Annotated in this window: 11 protein-coding genes, 1 tRNA gene and 1 riboswitch; of the genes, 8 read left to right on the top strand and 4 right to left on the bottom strand. The window is 53.5% G+C overall.

What is annotated here, in order from left to right; genetic code table 11:
- Positions 1-346 precede the first annotated feature (346 nt).
- The 5 genes from ACTHTK_RS05365 (at position 347) to waaA (ending at position 5,520) form a co-directional block, all read left to right on the top strand.
- On the top strand, positions 347-1,462 hold the full coding sequence (locus ACTHTK_RS05365; RefSeq protein WP_070843609.1) for an ABC transporter substrate-binding protein: 1,116 nt from the start codon (positions 347-349) through the stop codon (positions 1,460-1,462).
- Positions 1,463-1,578: 116 nt separating this feature from the next.
- On the top strand, positions 1,579-2,625 hold the full coding sequence (locus tag ACTHTK_RS05370; protein ID WP_049335771.1) for a FecCD family ABC transporter permease: 1,047 nt from the start codon (positions 1,579-1,581) through the stop codon (positions 2,623-2,625).
- Between the two features lie 10 nt (positions 2,626-2,635).
- Entirely contained in the window at positions 2,636-3,403 is a 768-nt protein-coding gene (locus tag ACTHTK_RS05375) for an ABC transporter ATP-binding protein (protein WP_070712368.1), read from the top strand.
- A gap of 284 nt (positions 3,404-3,687) precedes the next feature.
- The gene (locus tag ACTHTK_RS05380) at positions 3,688-4,119 is read left to right on the top strand and encodes a plastocyanin/azurin family copper-binding protein (protein ID WP_440378459.1); all 432 of its coding nucleotides are present in this window, start codon (positions 3,688-3,690) and stop codon (positions 4,117-4,119) included.
- 138 nt (positions 4,120-4,257) lie between these two features.
- Positions 4,258-5,520, top strand: coding sequence for a lipid IV(A) 3-deoxy-D-manno-octulosonic acid transferase (gene waaA, locus ACTHTK_RS05385; protein WP_440378460.1), 1,263 nt, complete (start codon positions 4,258-4,260; stop codon positions 5,518-5,520).
- A 348-nt stretch (positions 5,521-5,868) separates the two neighbouring features.
- Here waaA and ACTHTK_RS05390 read toward each other — a convergent pair whose 3' ends face one another.
- Complete coding sequence (locus ACTHTK_RS05390; protein ID WP_440378461.1) at positions 5,869-7,878, bottom strand: OPT family oligopeptide transporter; 2,010 nt, start codon at positions 7,876-7,878, stop codon at positions 5,869-5,871.
- A 249-nt stretch (positions 7,879-8,127) separates the two neighbouring features.
- Here ACTHTK_RS05390 and ACTHTK_RS05395 point away from each other — a divergent pair, with 249 nt between their 5' ends.
- Positions 8,128-9,132, top strand: a complete 1,005-nt coding sequence (locus ACTHTK_RS05395) for a quinone-dependent dihydroorotate dehydrogenase (protein ID WP_440378462.1) — start codon at positions 8,128-8,130, stop codon at positions 9,130-9,132.
- A gap of 57 nt (positions 9,133-9,189) precedes the next feature.
- Here ACTHTK_RS05395 and rnhB read toward each other — a convergent pair whose 3' ends face one another.
- On the bottom strand, positions 9,190-9,783 hold the full coding sequence (gene rnhB, locus ACTHTK_RS05400) for a ribonuclease HII (protein ID WP_440378493.1): 594 nt from the start codon (positions 9,781-9,783) through the stop codon (positions 9,190-9,192).
- A gap of 153 nt (positions 9,784-9,936) precedes the next feature.
- Between rnhB and ACTHTK_RS05405 the strand changes: the two genes are divergently transcribed.
- A complete protein-coding gene (locus tag ACTHTK_RS05405) occupies positions 9,937-11,067 on the top strand; it encodes an FUSC family protein (protein WP_049335767.1) in 1,131 nt (376 codons plus the stop codon).
- Between the two features lie 184 nt (positions 11,068-11,251).
- Here ACTHTK_RS05405 and ACTHTK_RS05410 read toward each other — a convergent pair.
- Positions 11,252-11,328: transfer RNA gene (locus tag ACTHTK_RS05410), tRNA-Met, on the bottom strand.
- A gap of 111 nt (positions 11,329-11,439) precedes the next feature.
- A riboswitch (TPP riboswitch) is annotated at positions 11,440-11,539 on the top strand.
- Between the two features lie 94 nt (positions 11,540-11,633).
- Here ACTHTK_RS05410 and thiC point away from each other — a divergent pair.
- A complete protein-coding gene (gene thiC, locus ACTHTK_RS05415; RefSeq protein ID WP_107723872.1) occupies positions 11,634-13,523 on the top strand; it encodes a phosphomethylpyrimidine synthase ThiC in 1,890 nt (629 codons plus the stop codon).
- A gap of 89 nt (positions 13,524-13,612) precedes the next feature.
- On the opposite strand, the gene murJ is transcribed toward thiC, so the two are convergent.
- Positions 13,613-15,151: a murein biosynthesis integral membrane protein MurJ gene (gene murJ, locus ACTHTK_RS05420; RefSeq protein ID WP_107723873.1), complete on the bottom strand. Its 1,539-nt coding sequence runs from the start codon at positions 15,149-15,151 to the stop codon at positions 13,613-13,615.
- Positions 15,152-15,158 lie beyond the last annotated feature (7 nt).

A 15,158-nucleotide genomic window follows, 5' to 3' on the forward strand; every position in this document is an offset into this window, starting at 1 on the left:
AGTGAAATAAAACTTTTATGCCTCCACCAAAGGCCGTCTGAACCCTGATTGCAAGGTTTCAGACGGCCTTGTTTTCAACCGAATACCTTTTATTTTTTTTGCAATAAAAAACCCTTTACCGATCTATTCCAGCTACTGCCCACTATGGCTTTATGTACCCCATATCATTCCTTTTTACTAGGTCTTCAGTACACCCAAGCCCTATATAAACACTATCCCTTCGTTTTAATGATGAAACTTTTTATTTCGAAATATGTCTATCCCTACATTCACTTGAAAAAAGATTCAATACCTTGTAAATTTATAAAAAGATAGTAATTATCATCATATTTTAAAGGAATGATTCATGAGATTTACGCAACTTTCTGCTTTGATTGCCGCCGCCGCTTTATCAGTCGGCTCCGTATCCGCTTTTGCCAAACCCGTTCAGCTGACCGATATCCTCGGCCGTAAGGTAACTGTCGACCTGCCTGCCAAGCGTGTGGTTTTGGGCTTCTATTACCAAGACTACATGGCCATCGGCGGTAAAACCGCGCTGGACAACGTCGTCGGTTTCTCCAAAGCAGTTTGGGCTGACTGGGCGCCGCCAAGCTGGGCGGCATTCAGCAAAGCCGTGCCTAAACTGAATCAGCTGACCGACGTGGGTGAAGTGGAAGTCGGCACGTTCTCGATTGAGAAAGTATTGGCACTGAAACCCGATTTGCTGGTTTTGGCCGAATGGCAATACAAGGCTTTGGGTTCCGATCTCGACCGCATCAACAAGGCCGGCATCCCCATCGTCGTGTTGGACTACAACGCGCAAACAGTGGCCAAACACGTTCAATCGACCAAACTCATCGGTACATTGACCGGCCAGCAGCAAAAAGCCGACAAACTGGCGGCAGACTACAAACGCGTTGCCGACACCATCCAAGCGCGCGTGCAAAAAGCCAACCTGCCCAAGCCTAAAGTCTATATCGAGTTCGGCAACAAAGGCCCTGCCGAACACAGCGTTACCTTCGGCAAGAGCATGTGGGGTTCGATGGCGACACTGGTCGGCGGCAACAATATCGCCGCTTCTTCGGTCGAATTCTACGGCCCGATCAATCCTGAAAAAGTCCTCGCCGCCAAACCCGACGTGATCGTGATTACCGGCCGCGAAACCGAATTGAAGAAAAACCCTGCCGCCATGGTCATGGGCTGGGGCATTCCAAAAGCCGAAGCGGAAAAACGCTTGGCAGGCTTTGCCAAACGCGCCGGCTGGGCAAACCTGCCTGCGATTAAAAACAACCGCCTCTACGCCGCCTACCATGCCAACTCGCGCACGCTGTCCGACAGCGCGTCAATTCAGTTTATGGCCAAAGCGATTTATCCGCAGTTGTTTAAAGATTTCAACCCTGAGAAAACCTATCTGGACTTCTACCGCCAAAACCTGCCTGTTGTACCAAACGGTACGTTCTACCTGTATCCGAAAGGGCAGTAAGGTAGTTTAGATTTTCAGACGGCCTTTTAAATCGGAAGGCCGTCTGAAATTTTTGCGGAAGAAAAAGGCAAACCCGTTCTCCCCTTTATCAACATTCTTTTTTAAAGGTTTGAAACATGAATGATTCGGTTGTCGCCGAGATTGTGAGAAACCAGCGCAAGTTGGAAGGCAAGCGTTGGTTGATTGTGTTGATGTTTTTAATCATCGCGGCAGTCAGTTTTTTATTCGACATCGCCACCGGCCCGGCGATGACGGACACGCTGCCTGTCGGCGAAGTGGTCAATGTTTTGCTGGGCAAACCCGAAGTCGATGAAATGAACCGCCTGATTGTGATGGATTTGCGCCTGCCGATTGCGGTGATGGCGCTGGTGGTCGGTGCGGCTTTGGGCGTCGGCGGGGCGGAGATTCAGACGCTCTTGAACAATCCGATGGCCAGCCCTTATACGCTGGGCTTGGCGGCGGCGGCAGGTTTGGGCGCGTCGGTGGTGATTGCGTTCGGCGGTTTCGGGCTGCCGGAAACGGTCGCCGTTCCCATCGGCGCGTTTGTGATGACCATGCTGGCTTCGGGCATCTTGTTTCTGTTTGCTTCGGCGCGCCGCTTCAACTCGGCGATGCTGGTGCTGGTGGGGATTGCGCTGTTGTTTCTGTTTCAGTCGATTTTGTCGCTGATTCAGTTTATCGCCGCGCCTGAGATTTCGCAGCAGATTCTGTTTTGGCTGTTCGGCAGTTTAACCAAGGCAACTTGGGAGACGGTCATCGTTACGGCGGCAGTTACGGCGGTATGCGTGTTTCTGCTTTCGCGCGACGTGTGGAAGCTGACCGCGCTGCGTTTGGGCGAAGAACGCGCCGTTGGGCTGGGCATCAATCTGCAACTTTTGCGCCTGAAAACGCTGGTGTTGGTGGCGGTGATGACGGCGACGGCGATCAGTTTTGTCGGCGTCATCGGCTTTATCGGCTTGGTTGCCCCTCATGTGGCGCGGATTCTTTTGGGTGAAGACCAACGTTTCTTCCTGCCCGGCGCGATGCTGGCAGGGGCGGCGTTTTTATCGGTCGCGAGCGTGTTGTCCAAGGTGATTATCCCCGGCGCGCTGTTTCCGGTGGGGATTGTTACGTCGTTTGTCGGCGTGCCGTTCTTCTTCTGGATTGTATTAACGAAACGATAGGCCGTCTGAAATGTTGAAACTTGAAAACGTACACATCCGGCGCGGCGATTATGTGGTCGCCGACAATATCGATTTGACGCTGGAACAAGGCAAAGTCTATTCCGTGCTCGGCCCCAACGGCACAGGCAAATCCTCACTGATGAAAACGATTTTCGGCGAAGTCGCGCACAAAGGTACCATCCGCTACGGCGACGAAGCGTTGAGCAAAATCCACCTGCAAAGCTGGCGCAAACGCATAGGCTATATGCCACAGGACACCGCCGCCGAAGCCTCGCTGACCGCGTTGGAAGTCGTGTTGCTCGGCCGCATGGACGCGCTGCACATGCACGTCGGCGACGAACTGCTGCACGAAGCCGCAAGTATCATGGCGGAACTGGGCATCGGCCACTTGGCGCACCGCGATGTCATGCGGCTTTCCGGCGGACAGCGGCAGCTTGTGATGTTTGCCCAAGTCATGCTGCGCCGCCCCGAAATCCTGATGCTGGACGAACCGGTCAGCGCGCTGGATATGCACCATCAGCTCAATCTTTTGGAGCGCGTGGTGCAATACACGCACGAACACAATCTGGTTACGCTGATGGTGTTGCACGATTTGAGCCTCGCCGCGCAGTTTTCAGACGGCGTGATTCTGCTCGGCGAAGGCAAAGTACAGGCGCAGGGCGCGCCACAGGATGTGTTGCAGGCGGACATGATCGGCAGATTGTACAAAGTGGACATCGAGCTTTTGTACGACAGCAAAGGCCTGCCCGTTATCCGCCCGATGCGGAAGAGTGCGTAACTTAACCGCTCCTGCAAATGTCGGATGTGAGCATCCGGCCTGCAAACTCCCTGCAACTTATCCCCTCTCCTGCGGGAGAGGGTTAGGGAGAGGGTTAGGGAGAGGGCGGTAAGCCCAAGGCTTGCCTCTTCGCCCCATCAGCCCGACCCATATTTTTTATAGTGGATTAACTTTAAACCAGTACGGCGTTGCCTCGCCTTGCCGTACTATTTGTACTGTCTGCGGCTTCGTCGCCTTGTCCTGATTTAAATTTAATCCACTATATCCTTAGAAAGGACTCTCCCATGAAAAAATCCCTCTTCCTCCTGATGCTGACCGCTTCCCTTAGCGCATACGCCGCCAACCACGAAATCAAAATGCTCGACAACGGCAAAGACGGCAGCATGGTGTTCGAGCCCGGCTACGTCAACGCCAAAGTCGGCGACACTGTTACCTTCAAAGCCGCCAACAGCGGCCACTGGGTACAAAGCAAAGCCCTGCCCGAGGGCGTTGCCGACTTCCTTTCCGAAGACGGCAAAGACTTCACGCTCAAGCTCGACAAAGAAGGCGTGTACGTCTATACCTGCCCGCCGCACCGCATGATGAACATGAGCGGCGTGATTCAGGTCGGCAAACCGGTGAACAAAGCCAAAGCACAAGCCGTTGTCGATGAAATGGAAAACCGCGTCATGCAAAGCAAAGGCCGTCTGAAAAAATACATGGCGCAAGTGAAATAAACGCGTTTATGCCCGCATTAAAGGCCGTCTGAAACCTTTCAGACGGCCTGTTTCCTTTGCGTAAAACACGCATCAAAGCTATATCTTCCGTTTCAGTTTCCGATAAAATAGGCCTATTCCGACACAAGACCCGTAAGCATGATACGCTGCCTTTACGCCACGCTGTGGCACCTCGCCCCCTTCCTGATCCGCCGCCACCTGCGCCGCCGCGCCCTCAAATCCCCAGCCTATCTCGAGCATTGGGGCGAGCGTTTCGGGCAGGCGTACCCCAATCCCGTGCAACGCCCGATTTGGATACACGCCGTATCGGTCGGCGAAACGCGTGCGGCCGAACCTTTGGTGCAAGCATTACGCCGCCATTTTCCCGACTCGCCGTTTCTGATTACCCAAATGACGCCGACCGGCCGCGCCACCGCGCAATCCCTGTTCCCTGATGCGCAATGCCGTTACCTGCCCTACGACAAATCCGAATGGGTCACCCGATTTTTAGCCGAACACCGCCCCATCTGCGGCATTTTGATGGAAACCGAAATCTGGCCCAACCTGATGCACGGCTGCCAAGAAGCAGGCATTCCCCTCTTTTTGGCCAACGCGCGCCTCTCCGAAAAATCCCAACGCGGCTACCTTAAAATCCGCAAGTTGGTCGAGCCTGCCATGCAGAGCCTCTCCGGCTGCTTTGCCCAAACCGCCGCCGATGCCGAACGCCTGCACCTTATCGGCGCGTCCAACGTCCACGTCTGCGGCAACACCAAATACGACATTGCGCCCCCCAACGACTCGCGCCCGCTTGCCGTCGCCTTTAAAGAACGCATCGGCGCACGAGCCGTCGTCGTCTGCGCCAGCACGCGCGTGTACAAAGGCACAGACGAAGCCGAGCTGCTCCTCAGAGCATGGCAGGACTACCGCGGCAATGCCTTGCTGGTCATCGTACCGCGCCACCCTGAAAACTTTCAGACGGCCTACGATACCGCTAAATCGCTTGGTTATACCGTGCAAAAACGCAGCGACGGACAACCCGTTTCCCCCGATACACAGGTTTGGATAGGCGACAGCATGGGCGAACTTGCCGCCTACTACCTCAGCGCAGACATTGCCTTCGTCGGCGGCAGCCTTGTTGATGCCGGCTGCCAAAACATCATCGAACCCATCTCCTGCCGCGTCCCCACTCTCTTCGGCTACTCCAACTACAACTTCGCCCAAGCCTGCAAAGGCGCAGTCGAAGCCAAAGCCGCCGTCCGCGTCGAAACCGCCGAAGCCTGGTACAGAACCACGCGCCAATACCTCGACGACGAAACGCTGCGCCAACAGCTGATCAGCCACACCGAGCAATTCATTTCGCAACATCAAGGCGCCAGTGCCAAAATTGCCAAAGCAATTGCAGATTGTTTGAATCAGCATTAAACAATAAAAAACCGCCTGTTCATGACAAACAGGCGGAAACTGAAAAACAGTTTTTTGTTTTCAGCCGTTTAATTGACTAAGAGCAGGAACAGGGTTAAGATAATCTTAACGACTGTTCGCAGTCTCAGCCATGAACGACCTTTCGGCTTGGTTCGTTTCATGTTGAAACTCTCCTTTCTAGGGAGGTTCAAATAAAACAGCCCCACTGCCATGGGGCTGTTTCACTACCTAGCCCCGCAACAATTATACCCAAACTTCCTAAAATCATTCCAAACAAATTTCCACTAAAAAGGCCGTCTGAAACCCCAATTTTTTGAGTTTCAGACGGCCTTTTCTCAACCTACAAACTTAACGTCCTGCTTTCAACACGCGGCGTGCAAACACAAACATACCGAAAACAAAAAACACCAAGCCCAGCCATTTGGCGGCCGTATCCCAGTTTTCCAGGTTCAGGGCCAAAGGCGCATCCGAACCGCCGTTGGTTACGGAGAAGGCGATGATAAATGCCATAATCACACCAATCAGGCTTTCGCCGACAATCAAACCGGCGGAGAACAACGTACCGATACGTTCCGCATTTTTCAGACGGCCTTCACGGTTTTCTTGACGGCGGGCGATGACGGATTTCAACACAGCCGCCAATACCGCACCGATCACAATCGGCATATTCACAGACGGCGGCAAGTAAATACCCATGCCCACGGCCAATACCGGCAAAGCACGCTTGCCGCCGGAAGATTTGCGCAATGTGAAATCGACCGCAATCAACGCCACGCCGATGGCTACGCCGGTGAAAATATAATCCCATTGCAGATTGTGCGAGAAAATACCTTGGGCGATGGTGGTCATCAAAGTTGCCTGAGGCGCGGCAAGGGCTTGTGCCGCATCCATGCCTTCACGCGGCATTGCGCCGGTAAAGCCGTAGGCTTCATACAAAAGCTCCAACACAGGCGAAATCACCAATGCACCGACAACGCAGCCGACAATCAGCGCAACCTGCTGTTTCCAAGGCGTTGCCTTTACCAGATAACCCGTTTTCAAATCCTGCAGGTTGTCATTGGAAATCGAAGCCACACAAATCACAGACGCGCCGCAAAACAGCGTCAATGCCAGCAGGAATTTGCGGTTTGCCTCATCCGCCATCAAGCCGCCGGATTCGCCGACCAACAGCAACACCAGCGAAATAATGACGATAGAGACGATGCCCACACCCGAAATCGGGCTGGAAGACGAACCGACCAAACCGGCCATATAACCGCAAGCTGCGGCCACTAAAAAGCCGATAATCGAAGCCAGCAGCGTACATACAACCACCAACAGCCAAGCCAAACCGCCGGAAATATGCGAGTCGCCGATAAAGTGGAAGAAGGACACGCCCAACACCAGCATCATCGCCAACACCCAGGCAATCATAGCCTTAGGCGACAAATCCTGTTCCGTGCGTTCGGTCATCTGCGCACCGCCGAAATTGCGGAAAGACAGGCGCATACCCTCGACCATCGGTTTCATCAAGGTCAACAGCGTCCAAATAGCCGCAATACCGATCGTACCCGCGCCGATAAAACGGACTTTTTCCTTCCACAAAGACATCGCAAAAGGAATCATCTCCATATCGGCAGGTTGCGGAATATGTGCCGACAGATAAGGCACGGCCACACCCCAGGCAATCGAGATACCCAGCAAAATCGCGATACCGCCGGTCAGGCCGACCAAATAGCCCGCGCCCAGCAAAGCCAGCGAAAAACCCATCGGCACTTGAAACACCGACGCGCCGCCTTTAAACCAAAAGCTCGCGCTGTCCGCCACCACGCGCAAACCGCTTGCGCAGAAGCTCATCAAACCGGCCAGAGCGCCGCCCGACACCAATTCCTTGATACCGCTGCCGCCTTCCTGTTGGTCCGCATCATGGTCGCCAACCTTCAAAATCTCAGCCGCCGCCACGCCTTCCGGATAAGGCAAATCGCTCTTCACCACCATCGCATAACGCAAAGGCACAGTGAAAATCACGCCCAAAATACCTCCGGACATACACAGCAGCGTAGTCTGCCAAAACGGAAAGCCCGCCCAATAACCGGCCATCAGCAAACCCGGCAAGATAAAAATAATACTGGAGAGCGTCCCCGCGGCCGAAGCCTGAGTCTGCACCATATTATTTTCCAGAATATTACTGCCTTTAAAAAACTTCAAAACCGCCATCGAAATCACCGCAGCCGGAATCGAAGACGCAAAAGTCAAACCCACCTTCAAGCCCAAATACACATTGGATGCCGTAAAAATCACCGTAATCAACGTGCCGAGTATCATCCCCCGCAGCGTCAGTTCACGGAAACTCGCATAAGGATCAACCGCCTGTTTCATAAAAAATCTTCCTGTATCAGGTAAACAATCAAATCAAAACTTTTCAGACGGCCTTTTGATACATCCATCAGGCCGTCTGAAAAGCCTCTCTTTTACCATTTTAATGAACTATCCGATTACACGCAAAAGCCCTATTTATTTTCATTTGACGCCAAACAATAAAATCATATCGATACAGACGTTTGGGGCAGTTTGACGGTTTCAGGTAAAATAACGCCAAATTCATCAACCGTTCAGAAAGCCGCCGCCATGTATTCACTCGTCCGCCCTATCCTGTTCCGTTTCGATGCAGAAAAGGCCCATCATTTCACGCTCAACAGTTTGCGTGCCGCCGAAAAACTCGGCCTGCTGCCCAAAGTAGACAGCCACACCCGACCAACCGAGCTGATGGGTTTGCAGCTACCCAATCCGGTCGGCTTGGCGGCGGGTTTGGACAAAAACGGCGAGTGTATTGATGCGTTTGCCGCTTTGGGTTTCGGCTTTGTCGAAATCGGCACGGTAACGCCCAAGCCGCAGCCGGGCAATCCGCAGCCGCGCCTTTTCCGCGTTCCCGAACATCAAGGCATCATCAACCGCATGGGTTTCAACAACCACGGCATCGACGCGATGATCCGCAACATTGAAAACAGCCGCTTTAAAGGCATTTTAGGCATCAATATCGGCAAAAATGCCGTTACGCCGATTGAAAACGCTGCCGACGATTATCTGATTTGCTTGGAAAAAGCCTACGCCCACGCGAGCTACATCACGGTCAATATTTCCTCCCCCAATACGAAAAACCTGCGCGCCTTGCAGGGCGGCGACGAGTTGAGCGCATTGTTGGAAGCCTTGAAAAACAAACAGGCACAACTTGCGGCCGCGCATGGCAAATATGTGCCGCTGGCGGTTAAAATCGCGCCGGATTTGGACGAAGCGCAAATCGACGACATCGCCCATGTGGTCAAATCTGTGGAGATGGACGGTATCATCGCCACCAACACAACCATCGACAAATCAAGCTTGGGCAGCCATCCGCTCGCAGGCGAACAAGGCGGCTTGAGCGGCTTGCCCGTACGCGAGAAAAGCAATCAGGTGTTGAAACTTTTAGCGGAACGCATTGACGGCAAGCTGCCGATTATCGGCGTCGGCGGCATTATGAACGGCGCGGACGCGGCAGAAAAAATCCGCTTGGGTGCCAGTGCGGTTCAGGTGTACAGCGGTTTGATTTATCGCGGCCCTGAGTTGATTAAAGAGTGTTTGGCTGCGTTGAAATGATACTTTCCTAAAAAACAAGGCCGTCTGAAATCTTTCAGACGGCCTTTTGATATGCTTTCATTCTTCAAACAGATTGCCTTGTGCCAATAAGGTTTTGACCGGTGCGAAATCGCGGCGGTGTTCCGGCAAGACGCCGTATTGTTTCAACGCAGCCAAATGTTGCGCCGTGCCGTAGCCTTTGTGACGGTCAAACCCATATTGCGGATAGCGTTTTGCCAATTCATACATTTCCGCATCACGCGCGGTTTTGGCCAAAACCGAAGCGGCAGAGATTTCAATAATTTTGCTGTCGCCTTTGACCACGGCTTCGGCAGGGACATTCAAATCTTTCGGCACGCGGTTGCCGTCTATCCACACTTTGTCGGGAGTGACCGACAGCCCCTCGACTGCGCGCTTCATCGCGGCCATGGTTGCGTGCAGGATGTTCAGTTGCAGGATTTCGTCGGGGTCGGCAAAGGCAATATTCCACGCAACCGCCTGTTCCTTAATCATCTGCGCCAACATATCGCGCTTTTTTTCGCTCAGTTTTTTTGAGTCGGTCAAACCCGGCAGGTCAAAATGTTCCGGCAAAATCACTGCCGCCGCAAATACGCTGCCGACCAAAGGGCCGCGTCCCGCTTCGTCCACGCCTGCGCTTAAAACCGTCGCCATTTCTTCACCGCCTGTCTGATTCAAAGCCGCCATTATATCCGCTTGCGGTAGAGAAATTCTGCAATAGTTCAAACCGTTGGGAGCAGTTCAAATTTCATCTGCTTTACCAATCAGTTATAATTTACATCCCCACATACCCATACGTCTTACAACATGCCTGCCCAATCCGAACGCCTCCATTTTTCCGAACGCTGGCTCAACGCCTACGAACGCTACCGCTATCGCCGCCATATCCACGCCTTCCGCCTCGGCTTGGCAATCGTATTTTCCACCCTGTTGGCTAAAGTCTTCCACCTGCAACACGGCGAGTGGATCGGCATGACCGTCTTTGTCGTCCTCGGCATGCTGCAATTCCAAGGCGCAATTTACTCCAAAGCAGTCGAACGCATGCTCGGCACGGCCATCGGTTTGGGCGTCGGGTTGGCCGTTTTATGGTTGAACCAACATTATTTGCAAGACGGCGTTTTCTTCTATCTGATTATCGGTGCCGCCAGCGCAGTAGCCGGTTGGTCTGCGGTCGGCAAAAACGGCTATGTCGCCATGCTTGCCGGTTTGACCATGTGCATGCTCATCGGCGACAGCAGCCACCACTGGCTCGACAGCGGCCTGATGCGCGCCATGAACGTTTTGATTGGTGCCGCCATCGCCATTGCCGCCGCCAAACTCCTGCCCCTGCGCTCCACCCTGATGTGGCGCTTCATGCTTGCCGACAACCTCACCGACTGCGCCAAAATGATTGCCGAAATCAGCAACGGCAAGCGCATGACGCGCGAGCGCTTGGAGCAAAACATGATTAAAATGCGCAAAATCAACGCCCGCATGGTCAAAAGCCGCAGCCATCTGGCTGCCACATCCGGCGAAAGCCACATCAGCAACAATATGATGGAAGCCATGCAACATGCCCACCGCAAAATCGTCACCACCACCGAGCTGCTCCTGACCACCGCCGCCAAACTGCGCGCGCCCACGCTCAACGAAAGCGAAATCCGCCTGCTCGACCGCCATTTCAACCAACTCCAACGCGAACTGCGCCTGACCGTCCGTCTCATCAAAGGCCACTACGCCCGCCGCATTCGCATCGATACTTCGCTCAATACCGAACTAAGCAAACCGGCCGCCCGCCTGCATTACGACTGGCAAGGCTTCCTCTGGCTCAGCACCAATATGCGCAACGAAATCGCCGCATTGGTGATCCTGTTGCAACGTTCGCGCAATAAATGGTTGGACAAAAAAGAATTGCAACGCCTGAAAGAATACCTGCGCAACGATACCGATCCGGAGTAACAATAGGCCGTCTGAAAAACACAAACTCAAAATAAAAGACAAAAGCAAATTAGCCGCCGATGTCATCGACCAATAAAAAAGGCCGTCTGAAACCCAATGGTTCAGACGGCCTTTCAATCAATCCAAGCAACAATAAATACCGCATAAAGCAAAATCCCCTGCGATTGCAGGGGATTTTTATATTTGGTTGCGGGAGCAGGATTCGAACCTACGACCTTCGGGTTATGAGCCCGACGAGCTACCATGCTGCTCCATCCCGCGTCAGAAGTTGTAACTATACGGAAAGACAGAGTCGCTGTCAAGCGTTTTTGACAGAAAATGCGAAAAACGCCGCTTTACAAAAAACCATCCGCATGGTTTAATTTTTCGTTAATAAAGAAACAGGGGTGCTGCTTTCAAACCGAGCGGCTGAGAAATACCCTTTACACCCGAACAGGATAATACCTGCGTGGGGAGTTTCGGCAAATGTGATTTTAGACGGTTGATTGAAGATATCCGTAAGGCCGTCTGAAAAAAAGCAATGCTCCTGTTTCCATTTCATAACCGAGAAACAGGAGCAATTTTTTATGACTACCGCTAAAAAAACCGGCGATGAGGCGCGCCGTCTTTCCGACTTGAGCGAAGACATCGGCATCCGCTTCCAATATCCCAATTCCGACCGCGTCTATATCCCGGGCAGCCGCACCGACATCCGCGTGCCTTTGCGCGAAATCCGTCAGGACGACACCTACACAGCGCAAGGTACGGAAGCTAATCCGCCAATTCCGGTGTACGACACCAGCGGCGCATACGGCGATCCGGCAGCACACATCGACCTGAAACAGGGTTTGCCGCACGTCCGCACTGCATGGCTGGACGAACGCGGCGATACCGAAATCCTGCCCAAACTCTCCAGCGAATACGGCACTGAACGCGCGCACGATCCGAAAACCGCCCATCTGCGCTTCAACCAAATCACCCGTCCGCGCCGCGCCAAAGCAGGTCGCAACGTAACCCAGCTCCACTACGCCCGCCAAGGCATCATTACGCCCGAAATGGAGTTTGTCGCCATACGCGAACGCATGAAGCTGGACGAGCTTTTCAGACGGCCTGAATACGCCAAGCTCTTGAAACAACACGCAGGGCAAAGTTTCGGCGCGAATATCCCGACCCATCCCGACCAAATCACGCCCGAATTTGTGCGCCAAGAAATCGCCGCCGGACGCGCGATCATCCCTGCCAACATCAACCATCCCGAACTCGAACCGATGATTATCGGCCGCAACTTCCGTGTCAAAATCAACGGCAACTTGGGCAACTCCGCCGTCACTTCCAGCCTGACCGAAGAAGTCGAAAAAATGGTGTGGTCGCTGCGTTGGGGCGCAGACACGATTATGGACTTATCCACAGGCGCACACATCCACGAAACGCGCGAATGGATTATCCGCAACGCGCCCGTCCCCATCGGCACCGTGCCGATTTACCAAGCGTTGGAAAAAACCGGCGGCATCGCCGAAGACCTGACTTGGGATTTGGTGCGCGACACCTTAATCGAGCAGGCAGAACAAGGCGTGGACTATTTCACCCTGCACGCAGGCGTATTGCTGCGCTATGTACCGATGACGGCCGATCGCCTCACAGGCATCGTATCGCGCGGCGGCTCCATTATGGCGAAATGGTGCCTTGCCCATCATCAGGAAAACTTCCTCTACACACATTTCGACGAAATCTGCGAAATCATGAAAGCCTACGACGTGTCGTTCAGCCTCGGCGACGGCCTGCGCCCCGGCTGTATTGCCGATGCCAACGACGAATCCCAATTCGCCGAGCTGCACACCTTGGGCGAATTGACTGCCAAAGCATGGGAACACGACGTACAAGTCATGATCGAAGGCCCGGGCCATGTACCGTTGCAACGCGTGAAAGAAAACATGACCGAAGAGCTACAACATTGCTTTGAAGCGCCTTTCTACACCCTCGGCCCACTCGTTACCGACATCGCCCCCGGCTACGACCACATCACCTCGGGCATAGGCGCAACCAATATCGGCTGGTACGGCACAGCCATGCTCTGCTACGTTACCCCGAAAGAGCATCTCGGCCTGCCCGACAAAGAAGATGTGCGCACCGGCATCATTACCTACAAACTTGCCGCCCACGCCGCTGACCTCGCCAAAGGCTGGCCGGGCGCACAATTACGCGACAATGCCCTAAGCAAAGCGCGTTTCGAATTCCGCTGGCGTGACCAATTCCGCCTCAGCCTCGACCCCGAACGCGCCGAGAGCTTCCACGATGAAACCCTGCCCGCCGAAGGCGCAAAAATTGCCCACTTCTGCTCGATGTGCGGCCCCAAATTCTGCTCGATGAAAATCACGCAGGAAGTGCGCGACTACGCCGACAAGCAAAAAGCCCAACGGCAGGGTATGGAGGAAAAATCAATTGAGTTTGTCAAAAAAGGAGCGAAGCTTTACAGTTAAAACGTAAAGCAAAAAAGGCCGTCTGAAAATGTTTCAGACGGCCTTTTTAGTGATTAGTCTTTAAGCCAAGCTATACGCCCTCCAGCTGCTTATTTTTCCACTCTCCGGAAATGGTGCGGACGGAAGCCGAGCGCGGCGAGGGAAACAAAGTAGAGGCCGCCGCCCAAGGTAATCAGGATGCAGAGTTGTCCTGCTTTTTTAAAGCCGCCGACGTGTACCCATTCAAACGGCAGATAATATTGCGCCAGCCACAAACCGCCGCCCATGACGACCAAAGAGATGGCCATTTTAACTAAAAACGCTGCCCAACCTTTGCCGGGGCGGTAGATGCCGTGTTTGCGCAAAAGGAAAAACAGCAAGCCTGCATTCAGACACGCGCCCAAACCAATAGCGAGGGACAGACCGACGTGTTTGAGCGGCGAAATGAAGGCAAGGTTCATCAACTGCGTGCAAATCAGCGTGAAAATAGCGACCTTAACGGGGGTTTTGATGTTTTGGCGCGCGTAGAAGCCGGGAGCCAATACTTTAATCATAATCAGACCGATCAAGCCGAAGGAATAGGCAATCAGCGCATATTGGGTCATTTGCGCGTCGTGCAGCGTAAATTCACGGTACATGAACAAGGTCGTAACCAGAGGGAAAGACAACACAGCAAGGCCGACGGCGGCAGGCAGGGTCAGCAGCATACACAAGCGCAAACCCCAGTCGAGCAGGCCGGAAAACTGCTCGGTATCCTGACTGGCGGCGTGTTTGGACAAGGTAGGCAGCAAGATTGTACCGAGTGCCACACCCAAAACGCCGGTCGGCAATTCCATCAGCCTGTCGGCGTAATACATCCACGACACGCTGCCGGACTGCAAAAACGAGGCAAAAATGGTGTTGATAACCAAGGAAATCTGCGCCACGCTCACGCCCAAAATAGCCGGCCCCATCTGTTTCATTACGCGGTTGACCGCCGCATCTTTAAAGCTGAGTTTGGGCATTTTCAAGAAGCCCAGTTTCGCCAACCAAGGCAGTTGGAACACCAGCTGCAACACGCCGCCGACAAATACCGCCCACGCCAACGCCATAACAGGCGGATCAAAATACGGTATGAAAAACAGGGAAAAGACGATAAAGGAGATGTTCAAAAATGTCGGCGTAAAGGCGGGAATGCCGAATTTATGATAGGAATTAAGTATCGAGCCTACAAAAGAGGATAGTGAAATCAAAAAGATATAAGGGAACGTCACCCGCAGCAGGTCGATGGAAAGCTGAAACTTATCGGCATCTTTGGCAAAACCGGGCGCGGAAACATAAATTACCCACGGCGCGGCAAGTATACCCAGCGCGGTAACGATGACCAACACAAACGACAACATACCGGCCACATGACGCACAAACGCCTGCGTGGCTTCAGGAGAGCGGGTTTCTTTGTATTCCGCCAAAATCGGCACGAAGGCTTGGGCAAACGCGCCCTCTGCGAACACGCGCCGCAAAAGATTAGGCAGTTTGAACGCGACAAAAAACGCATCCGTCGCCATGCCTGCACCAAACGCACGGGCGATAATCGTATCGCGCACAAAGCCCAAAATGCGCGACACCATCGTCAGGCTGCCAACCTTGGCCAATGCTCCCAATAAATTCATGTATTTT

The organism is Neisseria sp. P0006.S009 (genome assembly GCF_051962915.1).
Lineage (GTDB): Bacteria > Pseudomonadota > Gammaproteobacteria > Burkholderiales > Neisseriaceae > Neisseria > Neisseria subflava_E.

Bases quoted from the DNA above. Each gene is read 5' to 3' on its own strand.
- ACTHTK_RS05370 (WP_049335771.1), top strand. From the start codon at position 1,579: ATGAATGATTCGGTTGTCGCCGAGATTGTGAGAAACCAGCGCAAGTTG.
- ACTHTK_RS05375 (WP_070712368.1), top strand. From the start codon at position 2,636: ATGTTGAAACTTGAAAACGTACACATCCGGCGCGGCGATTATGTGGTC.
- ACTHTK_RS05405 (WP_049335767.1), top strand. From the start codon at position 9,937: ATGCCTGCCCAATCCGAACGCCTCCATTTTTCCGAACGCTGGCTCAAC.
- murJ (WP_107723873.1), bottom strand. From the start codon at position 15,151: ATGAATTTATTGGGAGCATTGGCCAAGGTTGGCAGCCTGACGATGGTG.
- thiC (WP_107723872.1), top strand. From the start codon at position 11,634: ATGACTACCGCTAAAAAAACCGGCGATGAGGCGCGCCGTCTTTCCGAC.
- ACTHTK_RS05365 (WP_070843609.1), top strand. From the start codon at position 347: ATGAGATTTACGCAACTTTCTGCTTTGATTGCCGCCGCCGCTTTATCA.
- ACTHTK_RS05395 (WP_440378462.1), top strand. From the start codon at position 8,128: ATGTATTCACTCGTCCGCCCTATCCTGTTCCGTTTCGATGCAGAAAAG.
- ACTHTK_RS05380 (WP_440378459.1), top strand. From the start codon at position 3,688: ATGAAAAAATCCCTCTTCCTCCTGATGCTGACCGCTTCCCTTAGCGCA.
- waaA (WP_440378460.1), top strand. From the start codon at position 4,258: ATGATACGCTGCCTTTACGCCACGCTGTGGCACCTCGCCCCCTTCCTG.
- ACTHTK_RS05390 (WP_440378461.1), bottom strand. From the start codon at position 7,878: ATGAAACAGGCGGTTGATCCTTATGCGAGTTTCCGTGAACTGACGCTG.
- rnhB (WP_440378493.1), bottom strand. From the start codon at position 9,783: ATGGCGACGGTTTTAAGCGCAGGCGTGGACGAAGCGGGACGCGGCCCT.